Here is a 23,496-nt window from a genome sequence, read left to right as displayed (position 1 = left end):
TTGCAGGATAGAAAAGAGAAATTAAACAGTTACTTATAAGGAGCGGGGCGGAATGAATTTACGAGTGAAGATTAAGAGATTGAAAGATGTGGAATTGCCTAAATACGCTAAACCGGGCGATAGTGGTTTTAATCTAGTTGCAGCGGAGGATGTGGTTATAAAGCCAGGGGAAACAAAGGTAATACCTACAGGTCTTGCGTTTGAAATACCACCAGGATTTGAAATGCAAATAAGACCACGTAGCGGTATGTCTCGTAAAACAAAGTTACGAGTAGTCTTAGGAACTATCGATAGTGGATATAGAGGAGAAGTTGGTGTGATTGCGGATAACGTTTCAATGGTTGAATATGCATCACAGACAAGGTTATTAAAGGGAGCGTTTGTTGGGGATAACGACTTCAATGTTACGAAAGTGACTAAATACGAGGTAATAAAAATTAGCAAAGGCGAAAGAATCGCTCAAGGCGTCATAGCGCCAGTGGAAACAGCTAATTTTGTTGAGGTAGACGAGCTATCGGTTAGTCAAAGGGGTAAAAACGGGTTTGGATCTACAGGCGTGAAGTAAGACCAAATTTGAATTTTATTAAGAAATGGGGAATGAGAAATGCCAAGTTTAACACCTTTTATGTATAAACCACATTATAGTGAGTCAGCCGAACCGTATCTAGTTTATTCGGTTGGTTGTGATAAACCAGAGACAACTAGTGGGTTTATGCAAGGATATTGGGAATGTACTAATTGCGGAGAAGGAAATCAGTTCCGATTTTATGATGAGGACTATCATCCGAATTATGTAGCTACATGTCCTGATTGTAAAAGAGATTTTATTGCAGTAGATGATACAGATTATGATGATTAATTTTTTAACAAAAGCGTTATTTAGTCATAAAAAAGAACACTGTTTAACAGTGTTCAATATGTAATACGAGCCTTATGAGGATGAATAGAACCGGTGGATTCAGTTCTTAATACAGTATATATCTTTTTAGGGAGAGAAATGCCAACAAATAAAAAAAGCACATAAATATAAGTGTGCTCTGAGAGATGAAAGGTAGATTCCTATGAATGGAGAGTCTCCATACAATAATATATGCTTGTCCAGTTAAAAGGTGAAAAGTTTTTTACAAAATAGTTATTGTATAGATAAAAATAAACAGAACCCGATAGTTATAATGGGTTCTGCGTACAAGAATCCAAGGAATACAAGGTAACTGTTCCAGAGAAACCTGTGTATTCCTTGGATTGGCAATAAAGTATTCAAAGCAATAAAAAAGGTTAATAAAAATCAAACATAATCCTTATTTTAAAATTAAAGAGCGCTTTCCAAGGCGCTCTTCTACCCAAACTTACATTGAAAAAGAATACACGACATTGTATGCCTATTTCTTTCGCTTTGTGTAGTTTTAAAACAAAATCTTTATTGTATAAAAAAAGGCTAGGATTTCTCCTAGCACTCAATAAAAGGTTATGTCGCATGGGAAATAAGATAATAAGCGAATTTGATCGCTCATTTCAAATGTAGTATATAACGTTTTTAAGGAAGAAAGTAAGGAAAACAGTAATATTTACAAATGTTTTACGTAGCAATAAAGATATTAATAAATAATAAGATTTTTATTTAAAATGGTTCAGCCCCTTGGGGTGCGCTCCAAGGGGCTGAGATTCGAGAACTCTTAAACTCTTGTTTAATTACATGATAACTCCCTAAGGAACATCTATAATATTGCAACATATCACCAATCTGGTCGGCAATTTAGATATTTAGATTTAAATTTAAATCTATCTGTTTTAAAAAGACATTCTAAATGTAACGTATGAATATTTCGAAAATGTAACAAAAAGTTAACAAAATCGTTATTTGAATGTAAAAAGCCCTAGAGGGGACTAGGGCCTTTTACATAATAAATCTTTCTGTTTTTAAAAGGACTTAATGAAGATAACACATGAATGTTTCAAAAATGTAACAAAAAAGTGAACAAAATCTTTATTTGGGAGAAAGGGAGCTTGAGAATGAAAGTTTATGGAACAGCAATAGTTATCTATAGCGTGGATATTAATGTGAAAAGTATACATCCGCAAGATATTAGCATAAAGGAATCAAATGAGCTAATTAAAAAAGCGATTGAAGATAAATATGGAGTACATGTTAAAAGTGATATTTGTGTAGAAGGCTTTAGATCTTAATAAAAACGCTATTTGCGCGACACGTTTCCTTATAAGTGTGCAAACACGAAATAGGAGGGTTATCAATTCGATAACAACAACTGATTGACTGAAAGTAGGAATGAAAGCCGTCAGGTTGAGCTGAAACTACTTATCTGATACCCCTACATGCAAGGCATGATAGTAGTCACAAATTGTATGAAGCTAGGTGAAGTCGGCTGAACAAAACCTAAGTGAGAAATCATATGGTGATGGATAAGTCGGGATGCTACAAAATATCTATGGTGAGAATGTCCGACAAAGGACTGGCGAACTTGTGAATGTACGGGTCCAAACGTTTAATACATCAGAAATGTGTATGTCGTCAACGACGACGTTATCTACCGAAAAGTAAGAGTAAATAGTATGAAATTCGGAACATCCAACGATGAGGGTGTAAAGATAACAGGCTTAAAGCAAGCGCCTAAGGATATATGTATAGCTAAGTCAATCGGAACGTGGTAAGCAAGAAACTGTCACCAACGCCTACTAGCGGACAGATGCATATAAGGTTCTAATGAACCAAAATTGCTTCATTCTTGTGAAGGTGGGGACATAGTGCCGACGAAGCATGTAATAAATGTGGAGGGATAGTCCTTAGTCTTATTCTTTGAAAACTAAATCAATTAGATGTAACTCACAGGATCGAGTAAGATGATGTGACCTTTCGTAAGAAAGGAGAATTAATACGTTGGTGAGTACAACATTGTTTGTAATCTGGTTGCTTTAGTATAGAAGAATAAGATGGGGCGCTGTATGCGATGAAAGTCGCACGTACAGTGCTAAGCGGGGGAAAAGATGGAGATAACTTCAAAGTTTTAACTATCGCAACTATAAAAAAAGAGAAGCACTTGAACAGGGTGCTCCTCTTAATGCCAATACACAATACCTATCCAATTATAATGCATATGCATTAGATATTTAACAATTACTTTTATGGTAAAAACTTCATTTTAATAGAAAGCAAGGTGGATTGAGTGAGAGTTGATAAAACCTTATCAGAATTGTAGCACCTTAGGGGAAATACAGATGGCCCAATAACCTGCGAAGAGTTCAAAAAAGAAGCTAAGGATACAGTGTATATGGCCATAAGCACGATACAAAAGTTACAAAGAAGAATAAGTGAACTTGAATTAGAAAACGATCAACTGAAAGGTATAAATAAGTCTTCTTAATAAAAATTTCATTTTGTAGAAAAACACCAAAGTAAAACGAGCACTTGTTCCAGAGTGCTCGCATAAAAACATTCCATGTATTGGGGTTATGTTTGTAAGTCATGAACCAGTGAATGACTGAAAAGTAAGGTTCAAGATAGTTTACTCATTTTAAAGCAAATAGGAACTTGTACGGCAAAAAGAGCAGCTAGTAAAAGCTAACTGCTCCATTACCAAAAAAGGCTTCAGGCTGCAATCACTGTTAAGAAAGCAGCTTACAGATAGTATGTACAGAATTGTAATGATTATTCGGATGAATAAAAAAGAGCACCTTCGAAAAGTGCTCTTTCATGAAGGTTATGCGGAAATACAATGACGAGATCCCCTAGTAGAAAGGAAGACACAAAATAATATATGAACGTTTATCTAATGGGTGACAGTGAAATAAAAAGAGCAGCTAGCTTTTGCTAACTGCTCAGGTTAAGAAATGGGTTGTCTACAGTATTGACGGAATATTGAGTTTTATTTAGGGAGGTAGAGGAAAATGAGTAGTGCATGTACATGTCACATAGATAAAGATAAGTGTTTATGGTGCAAAACAGGAGTTTATTGCAGTACGTTCGAATCAGAAAAATCTCAAGGAGTTTCAATGAATTTTCCTGACGGTAAGGTAATTAGGTTCCATACATCAAACATAGAAGAAGTTAATAACTTGGCGGATATATTAGATGGAGTTGTAGTAGGAATCGGGGTGGAGGAAAAGAATGATGAAAATTAGACTTGGTATAGAAAAGGATGCATGGGGCGTTATGTTAGGTTATTACGCTCCAGAAAGAACGTTAGGAATTCATATATTGTGCTTCTATTGCAACATTAGTTTTGAATAAAATAATTTTTTGAATAGAAAGTGAGGTTAAAAGAATGGAAGCTAACGTAAAGCTATTAGGTGCAGATGGAATGTGTGGAATGGAGTTCGCAGGAAATAAGGTCAATGTTTATAACGACGAAGGATACGTGATGGAGAGTATGACAACATGGGAGCATGTTCAGGAAGTTATTGATTTTCTCGAAGAGTGCAAAGAGCGAATGGAATAGAAAGTGAGGTTACTAGTTGATTAAGAAAAGAAAACAGCAGAAACGAAAGAAAGCAGCGAAACCGAAGATTAGAAGTAAAGAAGTTATATATGATGATATAAAATTCGATAGCAAAACAGAATGTGACTATTATAAGTACCTAAAAACAAGGGATGACGTCTTGCGAATAGATGTTCATCCCGAATATGAACTAATTCCAACATTCACGATTAAAAGCAGCATAACAAAGAGTGGGAAGTCGAAAAAGGCAGCTATGAAGTTTACACCGGACTTTAAAGTAACGTACTTAGATGGGCGTGTAGAGGTCTGTGATGTTAAAGGCAGTAAACGAGCAATCAATGAGGGATTTCCGTTACGCAAGAAGTTATGGGAGTACTTAAATAAACAGGAGTTAATCGTTGTGATATGGGACAAGAAGTTAGGTGAATGGATAAGATCATAAAGGGGTGAGTGTCATTAGAAGATACGAAGGTACACGAGAATATATGTTATTCCGAAAAGAACCAGGGTTTGGAGATAATCAGTACGTTACGATATTCGATGTATTTAAGTATCAGGAGTTAATAGACCATTTTAATGATGGTTGGAGAATTCATGATGAGGATAAGAAGAAAGCGGCTTTACAGAGAATAATAGCTTAAGGAGGATGAGAAGAATGTATATTGCTACATTACGAGAAAAGTTAAAAGAAGTTTGTGAAAATAAGGTAAGGGTTAGGATTGCGGGTTGTGGTCACTTTTACATTTACTTAGCACATTCAGGAGATATCTCAACAGTTAAAAAAGTTATATCAGATCTTAACGAAGAGTATGGAAGTGATGTTAAATTCAATAGCAGCGTAGGTAGTGTGGATGGTAAAGTGTACAAATGGTATTTAAGTTGTTGGGGATTAGAAGGAGAGTAAATGGATAGTGGAACCATGACTAACAGTGTGGTGGGGGCTGTATTGTAGTCATCGTTCCCTTATTCAATAATGAGATAGTAAAATTTCACGTACCTTATGTGATGTTAAAAACACAAATTCGAAATAGGGGGATTATGACTTGGGACAAAAACAATTAGTTACTGAAGATGATATTAGAGAAATGGTTATTGAGGAATTACAAAAGTATCGTGTACTTAAAGTTCGATTTCATAATCAACAAGAAAGAACAGCATTCGGTGCAGAGTTATTGTTTCCCGAATTAAAACCAAAGCCGGATGATCAAGGGAAAAAGTACATCAGATACATTCAAATAAAAAGAGCGTTGGAAGAGGCACTTGATGAGAACGAAAGAAAAATCCTTGAAATGAAATACATGAATACAAAAGTGTTGAATGACGATTACATTTATACGGTTATTGGTATCAAAAGAAGAACATTCTACAGAAAGAAAAAGTCAGCTGTAATCAACTTCGCAGATGCATTAGGGATGATATAAAATGGCACTTTCGGGCTACCATATCGGGTACCTTTTAACAATTGAATAAACGGTAAAGTTAGTATCAGAAGGGGAACACAATCCCTTCCGGTGCTAGCATTCCACGGACGAATGCTCTCGAGGATTTCCGTAAAGTGTTATTGCGCTGAAAGGTAAGTAAGCGGATGACATGACGCACTTAGTTTGCGGTGGATTTCCTGTTGCGGGGCAAGGAGGTAAGAGTCCTCTATCAGACGAAAAGACCAATGAAGTTATAACAATGACATACTCCAGTGTGGCGGGTGTGATATACTTGCATTCGTCATACTGTTTCTATTATGTTTAGTGCTCAGCTCAGAGACCGCCATGTCCTCTGGGTTGATGGTGAACATAATAACGTTCTATTCTTTGTTAACGTCGTTTTTTGAAAATGGAAATGGGGTGGTCGTTCTGATCGAATGAACATCGCGTTTTTAAAAAGAAAAACAAGAATAAAGGGCTTCTTCATCAATTTTGACAGGGCATTACACTTATAGCGATCACTCACGAATTTTCGCTATGCAGAGAGCTTCCGTTCTTTGTTTGAGCCAATACAGCTGAACATTCCCCTCAGTCTTGTGTGTTGGTTCAAACAAGGCGTAGGAAGAAACATATGCGTCTGGATATAATCACATTGTGCAAACGTAAATGGTGAAAATGACATTAAGTAGCCGACTCCACGGAGTATAAACGAGAAGATTCTTATTCTTCTCCCAGTCACTGACACAGGGCGTGTAGCCATAATAGTTGATGCGGTGATTTGGAGAAGGTTGAGAGTACTCAGCCTTAATCTAAGAGATACTTATTGCCATTTGTTATCTCTCTTTTCTCCCATCCACTTTAGAGCTGTCACTTCGGTGATGGCTTTTTGTTTATTCGAATGAAAGGATTATGATGATTCTTGTTGAATAATAGGTATAGAAAAGAAAGGGGAGAGGAAGAATGCAACTAACAAAAAAAGAAAGATTAGCATTAGTGAATCAATATTTAATTTTGGAGAAACTTTATCCGGATGATGAAGAGTATTATAAAAAGATGCGAATAGCTTTAGAAAAAGGATATACAAGACACTATTCAGAGAATATCAGATTTATTGAAAATGAAATGACAGAAGCTCAGTGCGAAGAAGCTATTGAAGTATTAAGGATGCATAGGGAACTTAATTGGTCTTATGATGATTTAGAAGATAAAGAAAATGTAGAAAAAGATGACCTTAAATTTTCTGGTTATGATTTAAATGATGATTTAGAAGCTAAATATGCTGATTATGCAAAGTACTATATGCATGAATTAAATCTGTATGAAGACTTAAGAGCAGAAAACGATTATGAAACTTACAACACTCATCGTCTTATGTTAAATAAATATAGACGAATGTTAGTGATCTGGAGAGGGACAGAAAATCCAGATAGACTAACATTACAAGAAATTAAAGATATCTTAAGTGCGTAATTATGAAAAGCATCCAATGAGGGTGCTTTTTTCTTTGTTATATAGAAATTACACATTAAACCAGTAAAACTTTGAATGAGACAAGCTATACTAATAACTGAACACGACGTATTCATTCTTTATAATCGTATCGGACGAGCACCTTATAGGGCTCTTTTTTTATTGCACATAAGGAATTCCCAAACATACAATATCGAGTCAATGCCAACCAACTTATTCCTTTTCCGAGAGCTATATATATTCCGCTATAAAGCTCTTTTATGTTGCGCCATTAGAACGGGCAAGGCATTGTCGTATATTTTATACTCAGAAGCTTAGGGCACTTTATAGTGCTCTTTTTTTATTGAACAAAATGGAAATTTGATTAGGAGGATGAATGATGGAAGAAGTAAAAGAACCTAGAAGTACATTAGAAATTGGAATTACTGTTGATACTGACGAAGCAGAATTAAGACTCGAACGATTAAAGAAAGCCACTGAAGGTTGTACGAAATCATTTGAAGAATTAGGAGATGCAATTGCTAATTTAGGTGCGTTGATACAAGTTCCTGAATCTAAAGACATCATTGAATTATTGAATAAAGACATGATTAAATAATTAAACCAATAGCAATTATAGTAGGTACTGCCTTGATCTGGGTGGCGCATGGTTACTCTTTTTAATTATGCAAATCATATCCATGTAAGAATGATAAAAGCAAAGATAATAATTAGAGTGTCATGTATACGGAAGACTCATTGCCATTTTTATATGTTCTTCTACAATGTTTAAAATGCGTCAACTTCTGTTACAAAAGAACAAAAGAGAACTAAGTGAATATAAAGCCATTGGGATGATTCAAGATCATGTATCGCTGTTATACCAAACGTTAAAGAAAAACACCCAAGACATAACAAAGATTTTGATCCGTCTTTTCGCCCTCCTACAGAAGAATGGACGGAAATCTCACCGATATGAGAAGAAAACTATCTTTGATATTATGGGTGTTGTCTATGAGTATAATGGATTGAAAAAACAAAAGAAAGCTGCATAATTTTAAAAATGAAACTTGTTAGAGTTTATTTGGTATGCGTATTTTTAAAAATCAAAAGTATGTTACGAGTTTTTTAGTTGATTTGAACGAAAGCTCATTTTATTTTCGTTCTTAAGTTGATGGGCATGTATGGTGACCCCACATCCATCAACTTAAGGATTTAGACTATTCTTAAACTTAAAAGCACGTTACTATTCTCTTATATTAATGAGAAAGGGTGACGTGCTTTTTATGAATATGCATCAAAAACAAGAGCTGTCTTTATTTGCCGAAGAGTTATATCGATATATGTCTCCCGCTACACTGAATCAATTAGCTATAGAAGCAGGTGGAATGAAACGAAAACGTAAGTGCCATGGGCACCATTTTTTATCTTTGTGTGTATGGTTAAATCAACAAATCGCTACAACCTCTCTTACTCAACTTTGTAGTCAATTAGAAACTTCAACAGGAATTTTATTAAGTCCTGAGGGACTGAATCGACGATTTAACTCGGCTTCTGTAGCCTTCTTTCGAAATGTATTTACTACACTTCTACAAGCTAAAATTGGAGGATCATCTACAATTTCTCATTCTCTTTCTGCTTACTTTGAGCGGATTCGCATCCTTGATTCTACAACCTTTCAAGTTCCAAATCGATTCGCAGCTACTTATCCTGGTGCTGGAGGCTGTAGTCATACAGCTGGTGTAAAAATTCAATTAGAGTATGACTTGTTGAGTGGAGAGTTTTCTGATGTGAAAATTGAACCAGGAAAACGAAGTGATCAGGCATATGGGGCGACTCGAATGGACATGACACAAAAGAATGAACTATATATTCGTGACTTAGGGTATTTTCGTTTACAAGACTTTAAATCGATCCAAGATAAGGAAGGGTATTATTTATCGCGTCTTAAATTACCAACTAAAATATATAGAAAAGAATTCGAAACAGTGGTATTTAAAACAAAACCTGCTCAATTGAGACCGGTATATATACAAATTCATTTGGAAGACATCATGAACCAATTACAACCTGGCCAAGTTTATGAATTACATGATGTATATGTAGGGAGCAAAGACAAACTACCCACTCGCATTGTGGTTTATAGATGTACAGAGGCGCAAAAACAGAAACGTCTACATGATCGAGCTATTCGTGAAAAGAAAAAAGGGATTACATATACAGATCGTACGAAACTTTTACAAGGAATTACGGTATATATGACAAACATTCCTACGGAATGGGTACCGAAAGAGAAAATCTATGATTTATATTCACTGCGTTGGCAAATTGAGCTGTTATTTAAAATATGGAAATCTTGGTTTCGAATTCATCGTTGTAAATCTATTAAACAAGAGCGATTAGAATGCCACCTTTATGGACAACTCATTAGTATCCTATTATGTTCTTCTACTATGTTTAAAATGAGAGAACTCCTGTTACGTAAGAAACAGAAAGAACTAAGTGAATATAAAGCGATGTACATAATTAAAGATTATTTCTTACTTTTTCATCAAGCACTACATAAAAACACCCAAGAATTATCAAAGATTCTCCTTCGTCTGTTTAACCTCCTACAGCGAAACGGACGAAAATCTCATCGATATGAGAAAAAAACAGTCTTTGATATTTTAGGTGTTGTGTATGAGTATACCACTTCTGCCCATCAGGTAGCATAGCGAAAAATTTGAAACCCGTCAGGGTTTATTTGATGTACCTACTTTTATGCTATCTATAAAAGATAATAAAAGACTACGTGAAAAAACCACATTTTGTATAAAAAGATACCTTAAGTTGATGGATGTGTATGGTGACCCCTTTTAGCTTTTTTCAGTTCCACCATTCTTAGCAACGATAGATTGTCTGTTAGTGGCTGTTACTGCATTTCTTCTTATCATTTATTCATTCCGCTTATCTAAAGTAGCTGGATGGCTTCTAATCCCTTATCTGTTATGGACTACCTTTGCTACATATTTATCTTGGGCAATTTATAGTATGAATTAAGCATAAAAACAAAAAACTTGAGTATACTTCGCACACACTCAAGTTTTTTGTTTTTATTTATTGTGTAAAGATAGCAACACATGAGCTCGATAAATATATTCCTCAATTCATGATGATAGTTCTATTACTGCTTTAACTCTTGTATACACTCTTGTACAAGCGTTACTGCCTGACTCATAGTAGCACCACCACCAAATGCAGCTGTCACTCCCACCGTCTCAAAGATCTCCTGTTCTGAAGCTCCTTGATCTAGACATCCTTTAATGTGATAAATGATACAATATTCATCCTGAGAATAAAGGCTAATACCTAAAGCAATTAACTGTTTTTGTTTTTTGGATAAGGTGCCTTCTTTAAAGCATTCCTCTGTAAAGGAATTAAATTGTTCAGCTAGTTTAGGCATCTTCTCAGTAAATAAACCCAGACCATATTTATAATGAAGAAGTGAAGATTCAGTAGAATTTCTACCTTCAAATTCCATATTTAATCCAACTCCATTTCTCATATTTTTTAAACAAAAGTTAGTATGAACCTAATGGGAAGTGATTAAACATAAATGATATTTATTTCAAAGTGAGTGAAAGAGGAGAAAGGATTTAGAGGCACGATATAACAAAAAATTAACTAATAGTATTGCACACACGTATGGATAATCGATCGACTTCTGTAAAAGGATAACGTAAAAAGGAAGTGATGATATGGAAAAACAGAGTGTAGTCAATACATTAAATGCCTTTCTAAAAGGGCAGTACATGGGTATTCATGCCTATGAGCATTATATAGAGAAGCTAAAAGATCCAGAAATAAAAAAGGAATTTCAAAAAATACAACAAGATCACAAACAACATGCCTTGAAAGTAGCAGAAAGAATACAAAATCTTGGAGGAGTACCGGTTGATAATGAAGGAATCGTTGGGTCTGTTCAAGGCTTGATAAGTCAATTTACAGTACCAGATACAACAGAAGGAATTGTAAGCAGCGCGTTAAAGGGGGAAGGTTATTATGGCATTCAAATATCAGAAGAAATTGTACATGGTGATTTGGATCCAGAAAGTCATATGTTAATACATGATATTTTAAATAAAGATAGGGAACATGTAAATGTATTAAAACAACTTACGCATTAACATTTTTAGTTACGCTGTATCATAATGAAAAAAAGATATTTAAAATAACTCCACATATTTTCACAAGACAGGAAAATACTAATACTTGTTTTAGTACTTTAATTTCAAAGTATTAAACCAGGATTACTAACTGCGATACTAGGAGGACGTTACTATGAATATTCGTGAAGGATTAATTCCAACTACATTAGGTACAGCAGTTACAGCTGCGGGCTATGCTTTGAAGCAAACTCGTGGATCCAATAAGATGATTGCAAATACAGTATTTGGATTTGGTTTAGCTCACGTTGTTTTAGGTGTAATTGATCTTGTGGAACATCGTCGTTAGAAGAAAAGGCAAGCACATTTTGATGCTTGCCTTTTTAATATCTTCAGTATGTATTATTATTTTGATTTATTAAAGTAATTCATAAATTAAGAACTATGAAAAGGCGGTTACATGCTCAATATGTATACAAGAAGGATTTTGTTATCCAGGCTAAAGAAATGGGCTCATGCCTATCAAAAATTACCGACTGCCAAAGAAATATTAAAAGATCCTAATATGCCTGCCTTATCCACATATGTAAGGTATTTTGGCAGTTGGAATGAGTCTCTAAGGCAAACTGGTTTCCAACCAAGAAAAAAGGCAGATAAAATATAAAAAATAAACAAAGCAGTCAGTTCAATAAACTGTCTGCTTTGCCCACTTGTTATGAAACGTTAGCCATTTATATGAGCTTTTTAACGGCTCATATCTAGTATGAACGTACTGCTGTATATTATGCAAAATAGAAGAAGCAAGCCGTTTTAGGAAAGGTTAATTTCTGTAATATAAAGAAGCCTTGTAGAAATAAAAATAATAAATTCCGTATGTATTAGATATTTTGTGTATGAAACCATAGTTAATTTCTAATGATAAGATTGAATCCTAGCAACTAACATGATAGCTAATATGATGCGAAAAATACCCATAGGGTTAATTATTGCAGTACAGATAACCGTAATATCATCTAGTCTTATGGCAGTACTAAATAATAAAAACATTAAAATATTAGTCAAAGTTTATATTATGGCATTTGAATGTACTTATGTTGAATTATGGGCTATCACTTTAAATGAAAATTAAAGCTAACGATTCAAGCAGGAATAATACATAGTATTCCTGTACATAGTTTTAAAAGTTGAGACAGAAGGAGGTGTTATATCAATGAGAACTATACAGCGAATTGCCTTAGCTTTAGTTATTATTGGTGCTATTAATTGGGGGCTAATTGGTTTCTTTAAGTTTGATTTCGTAGGGGCAATATTTGGTGGACAGAACGCCTTTTTGGCAAGAGTAATCTTTGCTCTTGTTGGACTAAGTGGATTAATGTGCTTAACACAGTTGTTTCAACCGATGAAAGATGCGAATCAAGAAATGAATCGTAAAGAATATGGAAAACCTAATTATAGTACAGAATTTGGTGAGGAAACACATATAACAAATTTAAACAGAACTTCTACGGACGTTTATAAGAATAACCATAATACATTAGATGAAGATGAAGATTAATACAATAAAAAAGTCAAAGCCATGTATACCACATGGCTTTGACTTTTTTATTTTGGATAATTCATGGGAGTACCTGCTTACTTACTAATAGGAGTAAAGTAGCAATTCTTATAAGATAGACGTTACGTTGCTTCTCCATGTTCTTTCATTATTTTATAAAGTGTGTTTTTCTTTAGTTCTAACTTTTCCATAAAGATAACAGCTGTTATTTCTTCACTCTTCCATAGCAAGAGTAATCTTTGCTCTTGTTGGACTAAGTGGATTAATGTGCTTAACGCAGTTGTTTCAACCGATGAAGGATGGGAATCAAGAGATGAATCGTAAAGATTACGGAAAACCTAATTATAGTACTGAATTTGGTAAGGAAACAGATATAGTAGATCTAACAAAAAATTCGAGGGGTGCGTATAAGCACAAACAAAATACATGGGATAAAGAGGAATAAGATATTTTCTTTAAAGTTATGTATTATGTATGCATCGTTTCAGAATTTATTCATTTTTATTAGACCAATTAAGTCAATCTTAATCTAAGGGATTAGGTTTAGAAGTCAATAATTTGTATTTATTAATATTGTATGAGTTTTAAAAAAGTGTATAATATATGTTCATTATATAATTATTATTTTCGTCAGGTCTGAGAGAAGACTCCCAGCGCTACTGTTTCACGGAAGAATCAAAGCTTTGGAGATACTGATTATTTCAGTTTTTCTCTTAGGCTTTTTTATTTTGCCAAAAAATAAAAGTAGAACAAAATAAATTTAAAGCTCTGCAACTTGCTATTAAAGAATCGGGTGGCGCAATTATTATGAGTGCTCTTACAGTGGTAGTTGGATTAGGTACCCTTTTACTTGCTCATATTGGTTCTTTCCATAGATTTGCAGTGCCATTTAGTGTAGCTGTGTTCCTTATGGTTGACGCTTTTACCAGCATTACTAGCTATTTTGGGGAGAGTAGCATTTTTCCCGTTCATACCAAGAACAAATGAGATGAATGAAGAACGTGCTAGGAAAAAAAGAAAGCGATTAAGGTAAAGGAATCGAAAGGACTTCTGAGCAAAAAACTTGGAGACCTTGTGATACGTAAACCTTGGGCCATTATCCTGCTGACACTATTGCTATTGGGTGGCTTGGCATCATTTGTTCCACGAATTCATTTTACGTACGATTTATTAGAATCATTTCCTAAAGATATGCCATCACGTGAGGGATTTAATATCAGATCATTTTTCACCTGGAGAGTTAGCGCCCGTACAACTTGTTGTTGATACAAAAGGGAAAGACATACCTGTAACAACAGAGTTGAAAAAAATTTCTTTCGTAGATCAAGTAACGGAACCTATAAAAGGGAAACAGAATAGTAAATTACAAATGTATGAAGTTTCCTTACGAGAAAATCCATATTCAATTGAGGGCATGAATAAAATCCCTGAGTTAAGAAAAAGTTTGAAACAAATAATGAAAAAATCTGAAATAAATGATGCTGAGAACCATATATGGATTAGGGGAGAAACAGCTTCATTATATGATACAAAACAAACTACCGAGCGTGATCAAGATGTAATTATCCCTGTCATGATTGGTATTATCGCATTATTATTGCTTGTTTATCTTCGTTCTATTGTTGCGATGATTTATTTAATTTTAACAGTTGTATTATCTTTCTTCTCTGCATTAGGGGCTGGTTATTACTTCACTATGGTATGGATGCTCCCGCAATTCAAGGGGCAATTCCTTTGTATGCTTTTGTATTCCTAGTCGCCTTAGGAGAAGACTATAATACATTTATGGTTTCTGAAATATGGAAGAATAAAAGAACCCAAACACATCTTGAAGCAGTAAAAAATGGAGTAGTTCAAACAGGAAGTGTTATTACGTCTTCTGGTTTAATCTTAGCAGGTACATTTGCAGTATTAGCTACTTTACCAATCCAAGTACTTGTTCAATTTGGTCTTGTTACAGCAATAGGTGTACTATTAGATACGTTTATTGTAAGGCCACTTCTTGTCCCTGCCATTACAGTGGTTCTAGGACGATTTGCATTTTGGCCAGGAAATCTTTGGAAGAAGAAAGAAACAAAAAAATTAGATGCTTGATAATATAAAAAACAAGGGAACTTTGATTTCCCTTGTTTTTATCAAAATTGAAATATGTATGGACAATAAAGGTGATATTGAAATGCTAAGTATTTTTCAAATTTCTTTTTTTTGATGATTTTTATTTTCAATATCAGTTTCTGGCATTCCGTACAATCCATTCATGGCTTGTTCTTCTGGTTTAAGTTTAGAGTTAATTGTATTCGGTGTGGAATTTTTAGAATAGCTAGTCTTTTCTTCTTTAGAATTCGGAAACGTCATTTATATAACCTCCAAAGATATAAAATTTCAAAAAGTAAAAAAGAATGAATGGAGTTTGGCAGATAAAAACATATATTATCTGCCAATTGAATGAACAATAAATTGAGCTACTTATTTCATAGCACATACGTAGTATGTCATTTATTCTAGAAAATATGTGAGAGGATAGAGTAAATATAATAATTAGATTTGATTTTATTGAGTTTCTACAATATACAAAATTTCTTCAAAACTTCTGTATTATTTAAAGTTGTAAGTATGTCATTATATATTAATAAGATTGCATAAACAAAAAAAATAACTAACTAGTTAGTTATTTTTTTTGTTTTTCATACGTGTAACCCTTAAATAATGCGTTTATTGTTATTCTTTTGCATCAAAGCCCTCAACTTTGTACAAAGATTAACATAAAGGGGATATTTATATGAACAATCAAATTTTAAATTGTTTTAAAACAATTAGTAAAAGGAAAAAAGGATTAAGTGTTGCTATACTAGCTACTGGCATTCTAAGCACAACGTTAATTCCTCAAAATGCATATACACATGGGTTTGTTGAAAAACCTGGAAGTCGAGCAGCTTTATGTAGCCCAGACTATAGTGCACTTAATGTAAACTGTGGAGATATTATGTATGAACCACAAAGCCTAGAAGCACCAAAAGGATTTCCTCAAGGTGGCCCTATAGATGGGAAAATTGCTTCTGCTGGTGGTAAGTTTGGCGGGCTCTCAAGATCAAAACATATACAAGGAGCAAAATAAAAGAAGTGAAGATTTGGATCACTACTGGTTTGTGGAAGAGGTATATCGAATTTTAGGTGGGGGGTACAAAATTATTAGTTAAAATGAGCTCACAACAAAATCATTAGATATATGGCATACGCAATGTAATTCAAGTTTTCGTATGAAAAATATCAAGTCACGTACTAAAAAATCTATCTATGTAATGAGCATGGAAGATTTGAAAAATAAATAGTCACACCTTTTTCATATAGAAGTGTGACTAAAAAAATCATAATTGTTTATTTATGTTGTACAAACTTTACCATTAAATTAGCAATTGTATGTTGTTCCTGCTCGTTAGCAACTTTCCAAAGCTCAGCTAATAGTTTTTCTTGATCATTTCGCGCCTCTACTTCATTTGCTAAATAATCACCTACACGGAATGCCATATCTGAAACTGCCTCACCAGCAATTCCCTTTCCTTGGGCTTGTTCTAAGCGCTCTCCTAAAAAGCTTTTCCATTGATCAAAATTGTCTAGTACTGACATAATTAATCACCTCACTATTAAGTAATAGAATCATACTTAATTTGTGCAATTTCTTATTTTCTATGTAAAAATTTTTATTTTAACAATGTCAACCACCATCACTCTCAATTAATTTGGTTCTGTTGTAGCAAATTCAAACTATTTGAAAATGTTCTTTCACACTTGGCCATATTGGTACTGATACTTTAAAAAGGTGTGTGCTCAGGCTCAGTATGGAAAAAGAAAATTAAGATTTTACCATTACTTTAAGAGTATTTTAGTCCTAATGAATGAAAGTTTATTTTGTTTATATTATTAAGTCGATGAGCATTTGATGTTACCCCCGCCATAGGATGAATCATAAATGTAATCCAAAATAAATATTTTTTCTATTCGGTCCATCTCAAATTATAGTGTAATTATTAGAACCTAGATTTTCCTTCAAAAAAGAAGACATATTTTTATGCAATATAGGAGAAAATTTATAATGTATAATTTTGCACATTGAATTTTATAAAAAGAAAAGGTGATTGAATGGAATTTTCTAATGAAATTAAAACTTATCATCCTGGAGATATTGTCTATATTTTTTACCGAAACCCCCACACTCAGGATGTAGCAAATATACAAGCTGCAGCAGTTGTAAATCACCCTGAGAGTCCAAATAAATTAGCTTTGTTTCTTTATGAAACCTATTATCCACTATCAAATGAGATGGCTGTTTATTCTACAGAAGCAGAGGCCAATCAGGCCTACAACTACTATTATGGGGATGCTTCAGAGGGGATGTTAGAATGAATTATCCATTTATGCCTAAGCTTGTATACTTTGAACCCAAAGCATTAGATTATCCATTAGGGAGAGAACTTCATGAAAAATTTGCAAAGATGGATGTTGAAATTCGACATACTACTTCCCATAATCAAGTTAGAGATCTCCCAGGTGAAAATGATTTTCAAAAGTATCGGGTAGCAAAATCTACTCTTGTCGTTGGTGTTAGAAAAACACTGAAATTTGATACGTCAAAGCCTTCAGCAGAGTATGCTATTCCCTTTGCAACAGGATGTATGGGACATTGCCATTATTGCTATTTACAGACAACAATGGGAAGTAAGCCATATATCCGTACTTATGTAAATGTTGATGAAATCTTAGAAGCCGCTGACAAATACATGGAGGCTCGTGAGCCAGAATTAACAAGATTTGAAGCTTCCTGTACATCAGATATTGTAGGAATTGATCACTTAACACATACGCTTAAACGTGCAATTGAGCATTTTGGAGAATCAAAATATGGAAAATTGAGATTTGTTACGAAATTTCATCATGTGGATCATTTGCTGGACGCAAAACATAATGGAAAAACAAGATTTCGGTTTAGTGTAAATGCTGATTATGTTATTAAAAATTTTGAGCCTGGTACTTCTCCGTTAGTTAAACGAATTGAGGCAGCAGGAAAAGTAGCCAGAGCAGGTTATCCACTCGGATTCATTGTGGCTCCTATTTATCTTCATGAAGGATGGCAGGATGGGTACTATCATATGTTTGAACGCCTTGATGCTGAATTACCCCTGGATGTACGGGATGATATTACATTTGAATTTATTCAGCATCGTTTTACAAAGCCTGCTAAGAGGGTGATTGAAAAAAACTACCCTATGACAAAATTGGAATTAAATGAAGAGAAGAGAAGATATAAATGGGGCAAATATGGAATTGGAAAATATATTTATCAAAAAGAAGAAGAAGAGGATATAAAAAATTATCTTTATTCTTATATGAAGAAGTTTTTCCCCAATGCAAAATTAGAATATTTCACATAATAGGCCTCACCATACATGCCCCCAAAACGAAAAAATGAGCTGACTTCTCAGAGTAACTATCTGTAGAGAAAGAAATTTTTCATTTAGGGGGTATATGAAAACCTTAGCTTGATTTTCATTACAATACCTATAACTATAAATATGTAGTTTCTATATTATTAAGTACATTAATTCCTAAATCTCTAATTTTTTTATTAACGTATACAGGGTTCTGGTGCAAAGATTGTATTTATTTGAAAGAGGTATATAGATTCCTAATGGAATCTATTCTTATGCAGCCATTCCGAATAGTTGATGAATAAACTTCACTTCATTTTTGACAGACTTGTCCCGTAAAATAAGTTGGCCTTTTTTAATGATATGCATCGCTTCTATTCCTGAAAGAATAGATTTAGCTGTACGAAAAGATTTCAATCCTAGCATTGAACGAACTCTCTTTTTAATAAAACGATGATCTTGCTCTACAATGTTATTAAGGTATTTTACCTGCCTTATTTGGATGCCCACAGGCATCTTTTTCTCTGTCTTCAACTCTTCAATCGCTATAGGATGGGCCGGGTTTTTGTCCACTGTAATCACACGGGGCTTTGAAACATGAAAAGACTGCAAAGCTTTCTTGAAAAAACGCTTTGCAGACCTACGATCTCTTGTTTTGCTTAAATGAAAATCAATTGTATATCCTTTTGAATCAACAGCACGATATAGGTACATCCATTGACCTTTGACTTTCACATAGGTCTCATCGACTCGCCAAGAATCATTGGTTGACTTAAGATGACGTCGTACTCGCTTATCTAATTCGGGACCATATTGATGAACCCATCGCATGATAGTTGTATGAGCCAGGGATAGCCCGCGTTCTTCCATCATTTCGACTAAATCACGAAAACTGAGGTTGTACCGTAGGTACCATCTCACGGTTAATAAAATAATATCCGGTTGATAATGTTTCCACTTGAATAGATTTTGCTTTTCCATACCAATCACATCCTTTTTAGAGTAATAGTATCAGTATTTCCAAGTCTGAAAGACTTTTTTTAGATATTTTGAAGTTTTTGCACTAGAACCTAGGAGTGACAATGAAATCTAAAATAAAAGAGCAGCTAGCAAAAGCTAACTGCTCATATCCAGGGGAATTGGAGACTAATGTATCTACAATATTGACGAAATATTGGATTTTATTCAGGAGAGAGTGGAGTGAATCATTTTAGTTTGATACAACTTGATCTTGATCTGCAACATCAGCATCAAATGTGTTTGTTGCACTAACACCGCTAAAGTTATTGGTAATAAAAGCATTATTTGATGAACCAGAACCATTGTAAGATTTTTGATTGTTTTTTGGAGAAACATTATAAAAATCACCTAAATTAAAAGAACCGTTACTGTTTTGAACGACAAGGTTTCCAAGAATCGATGGCAAAGTTTTCACCTACTTTACTTAGGAAGTATTTAAATTAGTATATGGTGAAGGTGTCTATAGGTTCTTTTGGATCTAAGAATTCGAAGTTATGGTTTGTGAAGAACCTTAATAAAATAATCCTTTGCGCGACACGTTTCCTTATAAGTGTGTAAACACGAAATGGGAGGGTCATCAATTTGATAACAACAACTGATTGACTGAAAGCCGTCAGGTTGAGCTGAAACTACTTATATGATACTTCTACATGCAAAGCGTGATAGTAGTCACAAATTGTATGAAGATAGGGGAAGTCAGCTGAACAAAACCTAAGTGAGAAATCATATAGTTATGGATAGGTCGGGATGCTATAAAATATCCATGGTGAGAATGTCCAAATAGACTGATGAACTTACGAATGTACGGGTCTAAACGTTTAATACATCAGAAATGTGTATGTCGTCAACGACGGCGTTATCTACCGAGAAGTAAGATTAGATAGTATGAAATTCGGAACATCTAACGATGAGGATGTAAAGATAACAGGCTTACAGTAAGCACCTAAGGATATATGTATAGCTAAGTCAATCGGAACGTGGTAAGCAAGAAACTCTCAGCAATGCACCTACTAGCGGACAGATGCATATAATAAGGTTCTAACGAACCGGAATTGCTTCATTCTTTTGAAGGTGGGGACATAGTACCGACCAAGCATGTAACGAATGTGGAGGGATAGTCCCTAGTCTTGTTCTTTGAAAACTAAATCAATTAGATGTAACTCACAGGATCGAGTAAGGTGATGTGACCTTTCGTAAGAAAGGGGAATTAATACGTTGGTGAGTATAACATTGTTTGTAATCTAGTTGCTTTAGTATAGAAGAATAAGGTGGGACGCTGTATGCCATGAAAATCGCACCTACAGTGTTAAGCGGGGGAAAAGATGGAGATAACTTCAAAGTCTTACCTATCTCAACGGTCTAATCCTCGAAAAGTAAGAGCACTTTTGCAATGTGCTCTTACTCAGAAAGATGTTATGTGTAAATATGTACTAGATTTTTGGTGAATTGCTTTTTTTAAGGTGATCTTTGTCTTCGATATTAGTTTCAGGCATTCCGTATAATCCGTTCATAGTCTGTTCATCTAAATCAAGACCAAGCACATTGTTATTTGTCACATCATTTTTTTCTTTTTTAGAGTTATTCATATATATCACCTCCTATTTTTAGGATGTCTAAAAGTGACATAAACATTCAAGGTTTGTTTCATGATAAAAACTTCATTTTGTAGAATAAGGGAAACTAAAAAAGAGCACTTACTTACGGTGCTCTTTAGGAGAAAAGTGAAATGTTGAAAAGTAGATTAGAGTTTCTTGGTTCGAAATAATATATGACCATTTAATCTTAATGTGACAATGAATCACTAATGCTAAATACTTGTTGAAAAAAGGAAACCCCTCTAGATTATTGACTGCCAGAGCTTCAAGCAATAATTAATCTAATTTTTCAATTACAGTCGAAGCATTTATATTTGTTTGTGTTCCACCTGCTAAAGTCTGCAAAGTAACTGCAGCAGCGGACGTATGATTATTAAGGGTAAGAATATCACCTGCGGCTAAAGTAAGAACTGTTTGCCCATTGTTTTGTTGAGTTCCTGCACCTGATCCATAAACGGAGTTGGTAACGGGGGCCCCGTTTAAAAATAGTGCAAATTGATTAGGCTCAACTCCTGATACAGAAAAGGAAATTTTATAATCTCCGGCATTTGTAACCATCATCTGAGAAGTTCCAGGGGTAAAAGTAAATCCAGACGTTATTACCCCATTTGAATTAAAAAGAATAGGTGCTTCTAAGGCAACTACTTGAGCTGCTGTATTGAAGATATAAGCATATTGAGATAATCCAGATGCAGTAAGTCCAGTAGGCCCAGTAGCACCAGTAGGTCCAGTTATCCCGGTAGGCCCAGTAGCACCAGTAGGTCCAGTTATCCCGGTAGGCCCAGTAGCACCAGTAGGTCCAGTTATCCCGAAAGGCCCAGTAGCACCAGTAGGTCCAGTTATCCCGAAAGGCCCAGTAGCACCAGTAGGTCCAGTTATCCCGAAAGGCCCAGTAGCACCAGTAGGTCCAGTTATCCCGGTAGGTCCAGTAGCACCAGTAGGTCCAGTTATCCCGGTAGGCCCAGTAGGTCCAGTTATCCCGGTAGGCCCAGTAGGTCCAGTTATCCCGGTAGGCCCAGTAGGTCCAGTTATCCCGGTAGGTCCAGTAGCACCAGTAGGTCCAGTTATCCCGGTAGGTCCAGTAGCACCAGTAGGTCCAGTTATCCCGGTAGGTCCAGTAGCACCAGTAGGTCCAGTTATCCCGGTAGGTCCAGTAGCACCAGTAGGTCCAGTTATCCCGGTAGGTCCAGTAGCACCAGTAGGTCCAGTTATCCCGATAGGCCCAGTAGCACCAGTAGGTCCAGTTATCCCGATTAATCCCGTAGCGCCAGAAGGTCCTGTCGCTCCAGTAATTCCGGTAGGTCCCATAGGTCCTGGAGGTCCACCAGAAGGTCCTGTCACTCCAGTAATTCCGGTAGGCCCAGTAGGTCCGGTAGGCCCAGTAGGTCCAGTAGGACCTATTTGAGGCAAAGGAAAGGCACATGGAAAGGGTATGTGACAATTCTTTTTAAAGTCACTCATTTTTACACCTCTCTTATAAATTAACTAACCAATTGATACTATAACAACTTATGAGTAAACCGACACACAGGTGTAAGGAAGAAACCTATGAAAACCACAAAAGTTTTGAAGAGTAAGCCTTCATCTTTTGTTCTATAATATGTAGACTTATATTTTTACTCCGGAATTTTTTAGGAATGTATGTAGTAACTTTTCGGACAGTGATTTGTAAAACTGCATGAACGGATAGAGAAGGTCATACAAAGGGAAGTGCGATCATCCGAAAAACTAAACAAAAATTTCATTTTGTAGAAAAGAGGAATGGATATAAAAACCTATAACGATCTAGTTAATAAATGTGAGTATACCCTTAATAGAGGATGGACACCACGAGCTGTATATAGTTTTATGGAGGCGCATTCGGGTCGGAGACCTGACAGTATCACTTATACGCTTGATGAAGCGACTAAAAGAGCAGCTAGCCAAAGCTAACTGCTCATAAAATCCGAAACCAGCAGATGAAGGAAACTGTATTAAGTGATTGGAAGGAGAATAAAACTTCATTTACCGTAATTGAATTACAAATTAACAAATGATAAGAAAGCATCGATTCGAGTGCTTTTTATTTCGGTGGAGGATGAAGAATGATTATAGTCGCTTGTGTAGGGATAGTGGGCGAGGTATTTAACGAACTAAAGTAAGGTAAGCCTAAACACATTAGAGCAAGAAAGGTTTGCTAAAAGGGGTGAATTTAGATGAATAGAGATAATTTGGATTTATTTAGATAGATTATTAAAAGAAGATAATAAACCGATGGAATTGAAAGAAAAGTATGAGATTCATGAACGGTATAAATATGCTATTGAGACGATAATGGAAATCTAACACGGAGAACATGGACAACATATCATACCCAGTCAAGATTATATGCATTTTTTAGATCAGAATGTTATATAGCAGACACAATTCAAAATTATAAAGTAGTCATGGGTGG

At 35.0% G+C, this 23,496-nt stretch carries 27 protein-coding genes and 5 pseudogenes; 24 read left to right on the top strand and 8 right to left on the bottom strand.

Going from position 1 to position 23,496, the window contains the following annotated elements:
• Window positions 1-52 precede the first annotated feature (52 nt).
• The 15 genes and pseudogenes from JFU18_RS28645 to JFU18_RS28580 all read left to right on the top strand — a co-directional run.
• On the top strand, window positions 53-565 hold the full coding sequence (locus tag JFU18_RS28645) for a dUTP diphosphatase (RefSeq protein WP_201034980.1): 513 nt from the start codon (window positions 53-55) through the stop codon (window positions 563-565).
• Between the two features lie 39 nt (window positions 566-604).
• The gene (locus JFU18_RS28640) at window positions 605-859 is read left to right on the top strand and encodes a hypothetical protein (RefSeq protein ID WP_078205592.1); all 255 of its coding nucleotides are present in this window, start codon (window positions 605-607) and stop codon (window positions 857-859) included.
• 1,151 nt (window positions 860-2,010) lie between these two features.
• Window positions 2,011-2,184: a hypothetical protein gene (locus JFU18_RS28635; protein WP_157404947.1), complete on the top strand. Its 174-nt coding sequence runs from the start codon at window positions 2,011-2,013 to the stop codon at window positions 2,182-2,184.
• 1,716 nt (window positions 2,185-3,900) lie between these two features.
• Window positions 3,901-4,134: a hypothetical protein gene (locus JFU18_RS28630; protein WP_078205593.1), complete on the top strand. Its 234-nt coding sequence runs from the start codon at window positions 3,901-3,903 to the stop codon at window positions 4,132-4,134.
• On the top strand, window positions 4,121-4,243 hold the full coding sequence (locus JFU18_RS30265; protein ID WP_265324191.1) for a hypothetical protein: 123 nt from the start codon (window positions 4,121-4,123) through the stop codon (window positions 4,241-4,243). Before JFU18_RS28630 ends, JFU18_RS30265 begins: the two co-directional genes overlap by 14 nt.
• A gap of 34 nt (window positions 4,244-4,277) precedes the next feature.
• Entirely contained in the window at window positions 4,278-4,451 is a 174-nt protein-coding gene (locus JFU18_RS28625; protein WP_201034981.1) for a hypothetical protein, read from the top strand.
• A gap of 16 nt (window positions 4,452-4,467) precedes the next feature.
• Window positions 4,468-4,893: a DUF1064 domain-containing protein gene (locus JFU18_RS28620; protein ID WP_085313209.1), complete on the top strand. Its 426-nt coding sequence runs from the start codon at window positions 4,468-4,470 to the stop codon at window positions 4,891-4,893.
• A 4-nt stretch (window positions 4,894-4,897) separates the two neighbouring features.
• On the top strand, window positions 4,898-5,092 hold the full coding sequence (locus JFU18_RS28615) for a hypothetical protein (protein WP_085313208.1): 195 nt from the start codon (window positions 4,898-4,900) through the stop codon (window positions 5,090-5,092).
• A gap of 14 nt (window positions 5,093-5,106) precedes the next feature.
• Window positions 5,107-5,355 (top strand): hypothetical protein, encoded by a 249-nt coding sequence (locus tag JFU18_RS28610; RefSeq protein ID WP_078205595.1) that lies wholly within the window; start codon window positions 5,107-5,109, stop codon window positions 5,353-5,355.
• A gap of 139 nt (window positions 5,356-5,494) precedes the next feature.
• The gene (locus tag JFU18_RS28605) at window positions 5,495-5,872 is read left to right on the top strand and encodes an ArpU family phage packaging/lysis transcriptional regulator (RefSeq protein ID WP_078205596.1); all 378 of its coding nucleotides are present in this window, start codon (window positions 5,495-5,497) and stop codon (window positions 5,870-5,872) included.
• A gap of 960 nt (window positions 5,873-6,832) precedes the next feature.
• On the top strand, window positions 6,833-7,342 hold the full coding sequence (locus JFU18_RS28600; RefSeq protein ID WP_078205597.1) for a YfbU family protein: 510 nt from the start codon (window positions 6,833-6,835) through the stop codon (window positions 7,340-7,342).
• Between the two features lie 379 nt (window positions 7,343-7,721).
• Window positions 7,722-7,940, top strand: a complete 219-nt coding sequence (locus JFU18_RS28595) for a hypothetical protein (RefSeq protein ID WP_078205598.1) — start codon at window positions 7,722-7,724, stop codon at window positions 7,938-7,940.
• A gap of 112 nt (window positions 7,941-8,052) precedes the next feature.
• Window positions 8,053-8,376, top strand: a pseudogene (locus JFU18_RS28590) (IS4 family transposase); the annotation flags it as partial.
• A gap of 231 nt (window positions 8,377-8,607) precedes the next feature.
• Window positions 8,608-10,038, top strand: coding sequence for an IS4-like element ISBce2 family transposase (locus JFU18_RS28585; RefSeq protein ID WP_201034982.1), 1,431 nt, complete (start codon window positions 8,608-8,610; stop codon window positions 10,036-10,038).
• A gap of 163 nt (window positions 10,039-10,201) precedes the next feature.
• Window positions 10,202-10,363: pseudogene (locus tag JFU18_RS28580) on the top strand (tryptophan-rich sensory protein); the annotation flags it as partial.
• Window positions 10,364-10,487: 124 nt separating this feature from the next.
• On the opposite strand, the gene JFU18_RS28575 reads toward JFU18_RS28580, so the two are convergent.
• Window positions 10,488-10,844: a carboxymuconolactone decarboxylase family protein gene (locus tag JFU18_RS28575; RefSeq protein ID WP_078205599.1), complete on the bottom strand. Its 357-nt coding sequence runs from the start codon at window positions 10,842-10,844 to the stop codon at window positions 10,488-10,490.
• Window positions 10,845-11,061: 217 nt separating this feature from the next.
• Here JFU18_RS28575 and JFU18_RS28570 point away from each other — a divergent pair, with 217 nt between their 5' ends.
• The 4 genes from JFU18_RS28570 (at window position 11,062) to JFU18_RS28560 (ending at window position 13,024) form a co-directional block, all read left to right on the top strand.
• A complete protein-coding gene (locus JFU18_RS28570; RefSeq protein ID WP_078205600.1) occupies window positions 11,062-11,490 on the top strand; it encodes a ferritin-like domain-containing protein in 429 nt (142 codons plus the stop codon).
• 154 nt (window positions 11,491-11,644) lie between these two features.
• Window positions 11,645-11,818: a hypothetical protein gene (locus JFU18_RS28565; protein ID WP_001025956.1), complete on the top strand. Its 174-nt coding sequence runs from the start codon at window positions 11,645-11,647 to the stop codon at window positions 11,816-11,818.
• Between the two features lie 111 nt (window positions 11,819-11,929).
• Window positions 11,930-12,133, top strand: a complete 204-nt coding sequence (locus tag JFU18_RS30075; RefSeq protein WP_078205601.1) for a homing endonuclease associated repeat-containing protein — start codon at window positions 11,930-11,932, stop codon at window positions 12,131-12,133.
• Between the two features lie 546 nt (window positions 12,134-12,679).
• Window positions 12,680-13,024: a DUF378 domain-containing protein gene (locus JFU18_RS28560; RefSeq protein WP_078205603.1), complete on the top strand. Its 345-nt coding sequence runs from the start codon at window positions 12,680-12,682 to the stop codon at window positions 13,022-13,024.
• Window positions 13,025-13,146: 122 nt separating this feature from the next.
• Here JFU18_RS28560 and JFU18_RS30070 read toward each other — a convergent pair.
• A pseudogene (locus JFU18_RS30070) lies at window positions 13,147-13,248 on the bottom strand (recombinase family protein); the annotation flags it as partial.
• A 41-nt stretch (window positions 13,249-13,289) separates the two neighbouring features.
• Between JFU18_RS30070 and JFU18_RS28555 the strand changes: the two are divergent.
• Together JFU18_RS28555 and JFU18_RS28550 are read left to right on the top strand one after the other, a co-directional pair.
• A complete protein-coding gene (locus JFU18_RS28555; RefSeq protein ID WP_242486496.1) occupies window positions 13,290-13,469 on the top strand; it encodes a hypothetical protein in 180 nt (59 codons plus the stop codon).
• 302 nt (window positions 13,470-13,771) lie between these two features.
• Window positions 13,772-15,118, top strand: a pseudogene (locus tag JFU18_RS28550) (MMPL family transporter); the annotation flags it as partial.
• Between the two features lie 96 nt (window positions 15,119-15,214).
• On the opposite strand, the gene JFU18_RS28545 reads toward JFU18_RS28550, so the two are convergent.
• The gene (locus JFU18_RS28545) at window positions 15,215-15,379 is read right to left on the bottom strand and encodes a DUF4021 domain-containing protein (protein WP_078205604.1); all 165 of its coding nucleotides are present in this window, start codon (window positions 15,377-15,379) and stop codon (window positions 15,215-15,217) included.
• 424 nt (window positions 15,380-15,803) lie between these two features.
• Here JFU18_RS28545 and JFU18_RS28540 point away from each other — a divergent pair.
• Window positions 15,804-16,106: pseudogene (locus tag JFU18_RS28540) on the top strand (lytic polysaccharide monooxygenase); the annotation flags it as partial.
• Between the two features lie 293 nt (window positions 16,107-16,399).
• Here JFU18_RS28540 and JFU18_RS28535 read toward each other — a convergent pair.
• Window positions 16,400-16,648 carry a DUF3243 domain-containing protein gene (locus JFU18_RS28535; protein WP_078205606.1) on the bottom strand — a complete coding sequence of 83 codons (249 nt, stop codon included), beginning with the start codon at window positions 16,646-16,648 and terminating at the stop codon, window positions 16,400-16,402.
• A 513-nt stretch (window positions 16,649-17,161) separates the two neighbouring features.
• Here JFU18_RS28535 and JFU18_RS28530 point away from each other — a divergent pair.
• Together JFU18_RS28530 and splB are read left to right on the top strand one after the other, a co-directional pair.
• On the top strand, window positions 17,162-17,425 hold the full coding sequence (locus JFU18_RS28530; RefSeq protein ID WP_151304114.1) for a transcriptional regulator SplA domain-containing protein: 264 nt from the start codon (window positions 17,162-17,164) through the stop codon (window positions 17,423-17,425).
• Window positions 17,422-18,450: a spore photoproduct lyase gene (splB, locus tag JFU18_RS28525; RefSeq protein WP_001108843.1), complete on the top strand. Its 1,029-nt coding sequence runs from the start codon at window positions 17,422-17,424 to the stop codon at window positions 18,448-18,450. The genes JFU18_RS28530 and splB overlap by 4 nt, the downstream gene beginning before the upstream one ends.
• Window positions 18,451-18,720: 270 nt before the next feature.
• On the opposite strand, the gene JFU18_RS28520 is transcribed toward splB, so the two are convergent.
• The 4 genes from JFU18_RS28520 to JFU18_RS28505 all read right to left on the bottom strand — a co-directional run bounded on the left by JFU18_RS28520 (window position 18,721) and on the right by JFU18_RS28505 (window position 22,523).
• Window positions 18,721-19,428, bottom strand: a complete 708-nt coding sequence (locus JFU18_RS28520) for an IS6 family transposase (protein WP_201034983.1) — start codon at window positions 19,426-19,428, stop codon at window positions 18,721-18,723.
• A gap of 229 nt (window positions 19,429-19,657) precedes the next feature.
• The gene (locus JFU18_RS28515; RefSeq protein WP_002204037.1) at window positions 19,658-19,873 is read right to left on the bottom strand and encodes a spore germination protein; all 216 of its coding nucleotides are present in this window, start codon (window positions 19,871-19,873) and stop codon (window positions 19,658-19,660) included.
• A 1,024-nt stretch (window positions 19,874-20,897) separates the two neighbouring features.
• Window positions 20,898-21,053, bottom strand: coding sequence for a DUF4021 domain-containing protein (locus JFU18_RS28510; RefSeq protein WP_002204036.1), 156 nt, complete (start codon window positions 21,051-21,053; stop codon window positions 20,898-20,900).
• Between the two features lie 285 nt (window positions 21,054-21,338).
• On the bottom strand, window positions 21,339-22,523 hold the full coding sequence (locus JFU18_RS28505; protein ID WP_201050432.1) for a BclA C-terminal domain-containing protein: 1,185 nt from the start codon (window positions 22,521-22,523) through the stop codon (window positions 21,339-21,341).
• Window positions 22,524-23,496: the final 973 nt, after the last annotated feature.

Source organism: Bacillus sp. TH22 (assembly GCF_016651015.1).
GTDB classification, from domain to species: domain Bacteria; phylum Bacillota; class Bacilli; order Bacillales; family Bacillaceae_G; genus Bacillus_A; species Bacillus_A mycoides.
The sequence above is the reverse complement of the archived record's forward strand: the minus strand, read 5'-3'. Positions and strand labels throughout refer to the sequence as shown.

Excerpts from the sequence above, each read along its gene's own strand:
- JFU18_RS28645 (WP_201034980.1), top strand. The coding sequence starts at position 53 with ATGAATTTACGAGTGAAGATTAAGAGATTGAAAGATGTGGAATTGCCT.
- JFU18_RS28640 (WP_078205592.1), top strand. The coding sequence starts at position 605 with ATGCCAAGTTTAACACCTTTTATGTATAAACCACATTATAGTGAGTCA.
- JFU18_RS28635 (WP_157404947.1), top strand. The coding sequence starts at position 2,011 with ATGAAAGTTTATGGAACAGCAATAGTTATCTATAGCGTGGATATTAAT.
- JFU18_RS28630 (WP_078205593.1), top strand. The coding sequence starts at position 3,901 with ATGAGTAGTGCATGTACATGTCACATAGATAAAGATAAGTGTTTATGG.
- JFU18_RS30265 (WP_265324191.1), top strand. The coding sequence starts at position 4,121 with ATGATGAAAATTAGACTTGGTATAGAAAAGGATGCATGGGGCGTTATG.
- JFU18_RS28625 (WP_201034981.1), top strand. The coding sequence starts at position 4,278 with ATGGAAGCTAACGTAAAGCTATTAGGTGCAGATGGAATGTGTGGAATG.
- JFU18_RS28610 (WP_078205595.1), top strand. The coding sequence starts at position 5,107 with ATGTATATTGCTACATTACGAGAAAAGTTAAAAGAAGTTTGTGAAAAT.
- JFU18_RS28600 (WP_078205597.1), top strand. The coding sequence starts at position 6,833 with ATGCAACTAACAAAAAAAGAAAGATTAGCATTAGTGAATCAATATTTA.
- JFU18_RS28595 (WP_078205598.1), top strand. The coding sequence starts at position 7,722 with ATGGAAGAAGTAAAAGAACCTAGAAGTACATTAGAAATTGGAATTACT.
- JFU18_RS28585 (WP_201034982.1), top strand. The coding sequence starts at position 8,608 with ATGAATATGCATCAAAAACAAGAGCTGTCTTTATTTGCCGAAGAGTTA.
- JFU18_RS28575 (WP_078205599.1), bottom strand. The coding sequence starts at position 10,844 with ATGGAATTTGAAGGTAGAAATTCTACTGAATCTTCACTTCTTCATTAT.
- JFU18_RS28570 (WP_078205600.1), top strand. The coding sequence starts at position 11,062 with ATGGAAAAACAGAGTGTAGTCAATACATTAAATGCCTTTCTAAAAGGG.
- JFU18_RS28565 (WP_001025956.1), top strand. The coding sequence starts at position 11,645 with ATGAATATTCGTGAAGGATTAATTCCAACTACATTAGGTACAGCAGTT.
- JFU18_RS30075 (WP_078205601.1), top strand. The coding sequence starts at position 11,930 with ATGCTCAATATGTATACAAGAAGGATTTTGTTATCCAGGCTAAAGAAA.
- JFU18_RS28560 (WP_078205603.1), top strand. The coding sequence starts at position 12,680 with ATGAGAACTATACAGCGAATTGCCTTAGCTTTAGTTATTATTGGTGCT.
- JFU18_RS28555 (WP_242486496.1), top strand. The coding sequence starts at position 13,290 with ATGTGCTTAACGCAGTTGTTTCAACCGATGAAGGATGGGAATCAAGAG.
- JFU18_RS28545 (WP_078205604.1), bottom strand. The coding sequence starts at position 15,379 with ATGACGTTTCCGAATTCTAAAGAAGAAAAGACTAGCTATTCTAAAAAT.
- JFU18_RS28535 (WP_078205606.1), bottom strand. The coding sequence starts at position 16,648 with ATGTCAGTACTAGACAATTTTGATCAATGGAAAAGCTTTTTAGGAGAG.
- JFU18_RS28530 (WP_151304114.1), top strand. The coding sequence starts at position 17,162 with ATGGAATTTTCTAATGAAATTAAAACTTATCATCCTGGAGATATTGTC.
- splB (WP_001108843.1), top strand. The coding sequence starts at position 17,422 with ATGAATTATCCATTTATGCCTAAGCTTGTATACTTTGAACCCAAAGCA.
- JFU18_RS28520 (WP_201034983.1), bottom strand. The coding sequence starts at position 19,428 with ATGGAAAAGCAAAATCTATTCAAGTGGAAACATTATCAACCGGATATT.
- JFU18_RS28510 (WP_002204036.1), bottom strand. The coding sequence starts at position 21,053 with ATGAATAACTCTAAAAAAGAAAAAAATGATGTGACAAATAACAATGTG.
- JFU18_RS28505 (WP_201050432.1), bottom strand. The coding sequence starts at position 22,523 with ATGAGTGACTTTAAAAAGAATTGTCACATACCCTTTCCATGTGCCTTT.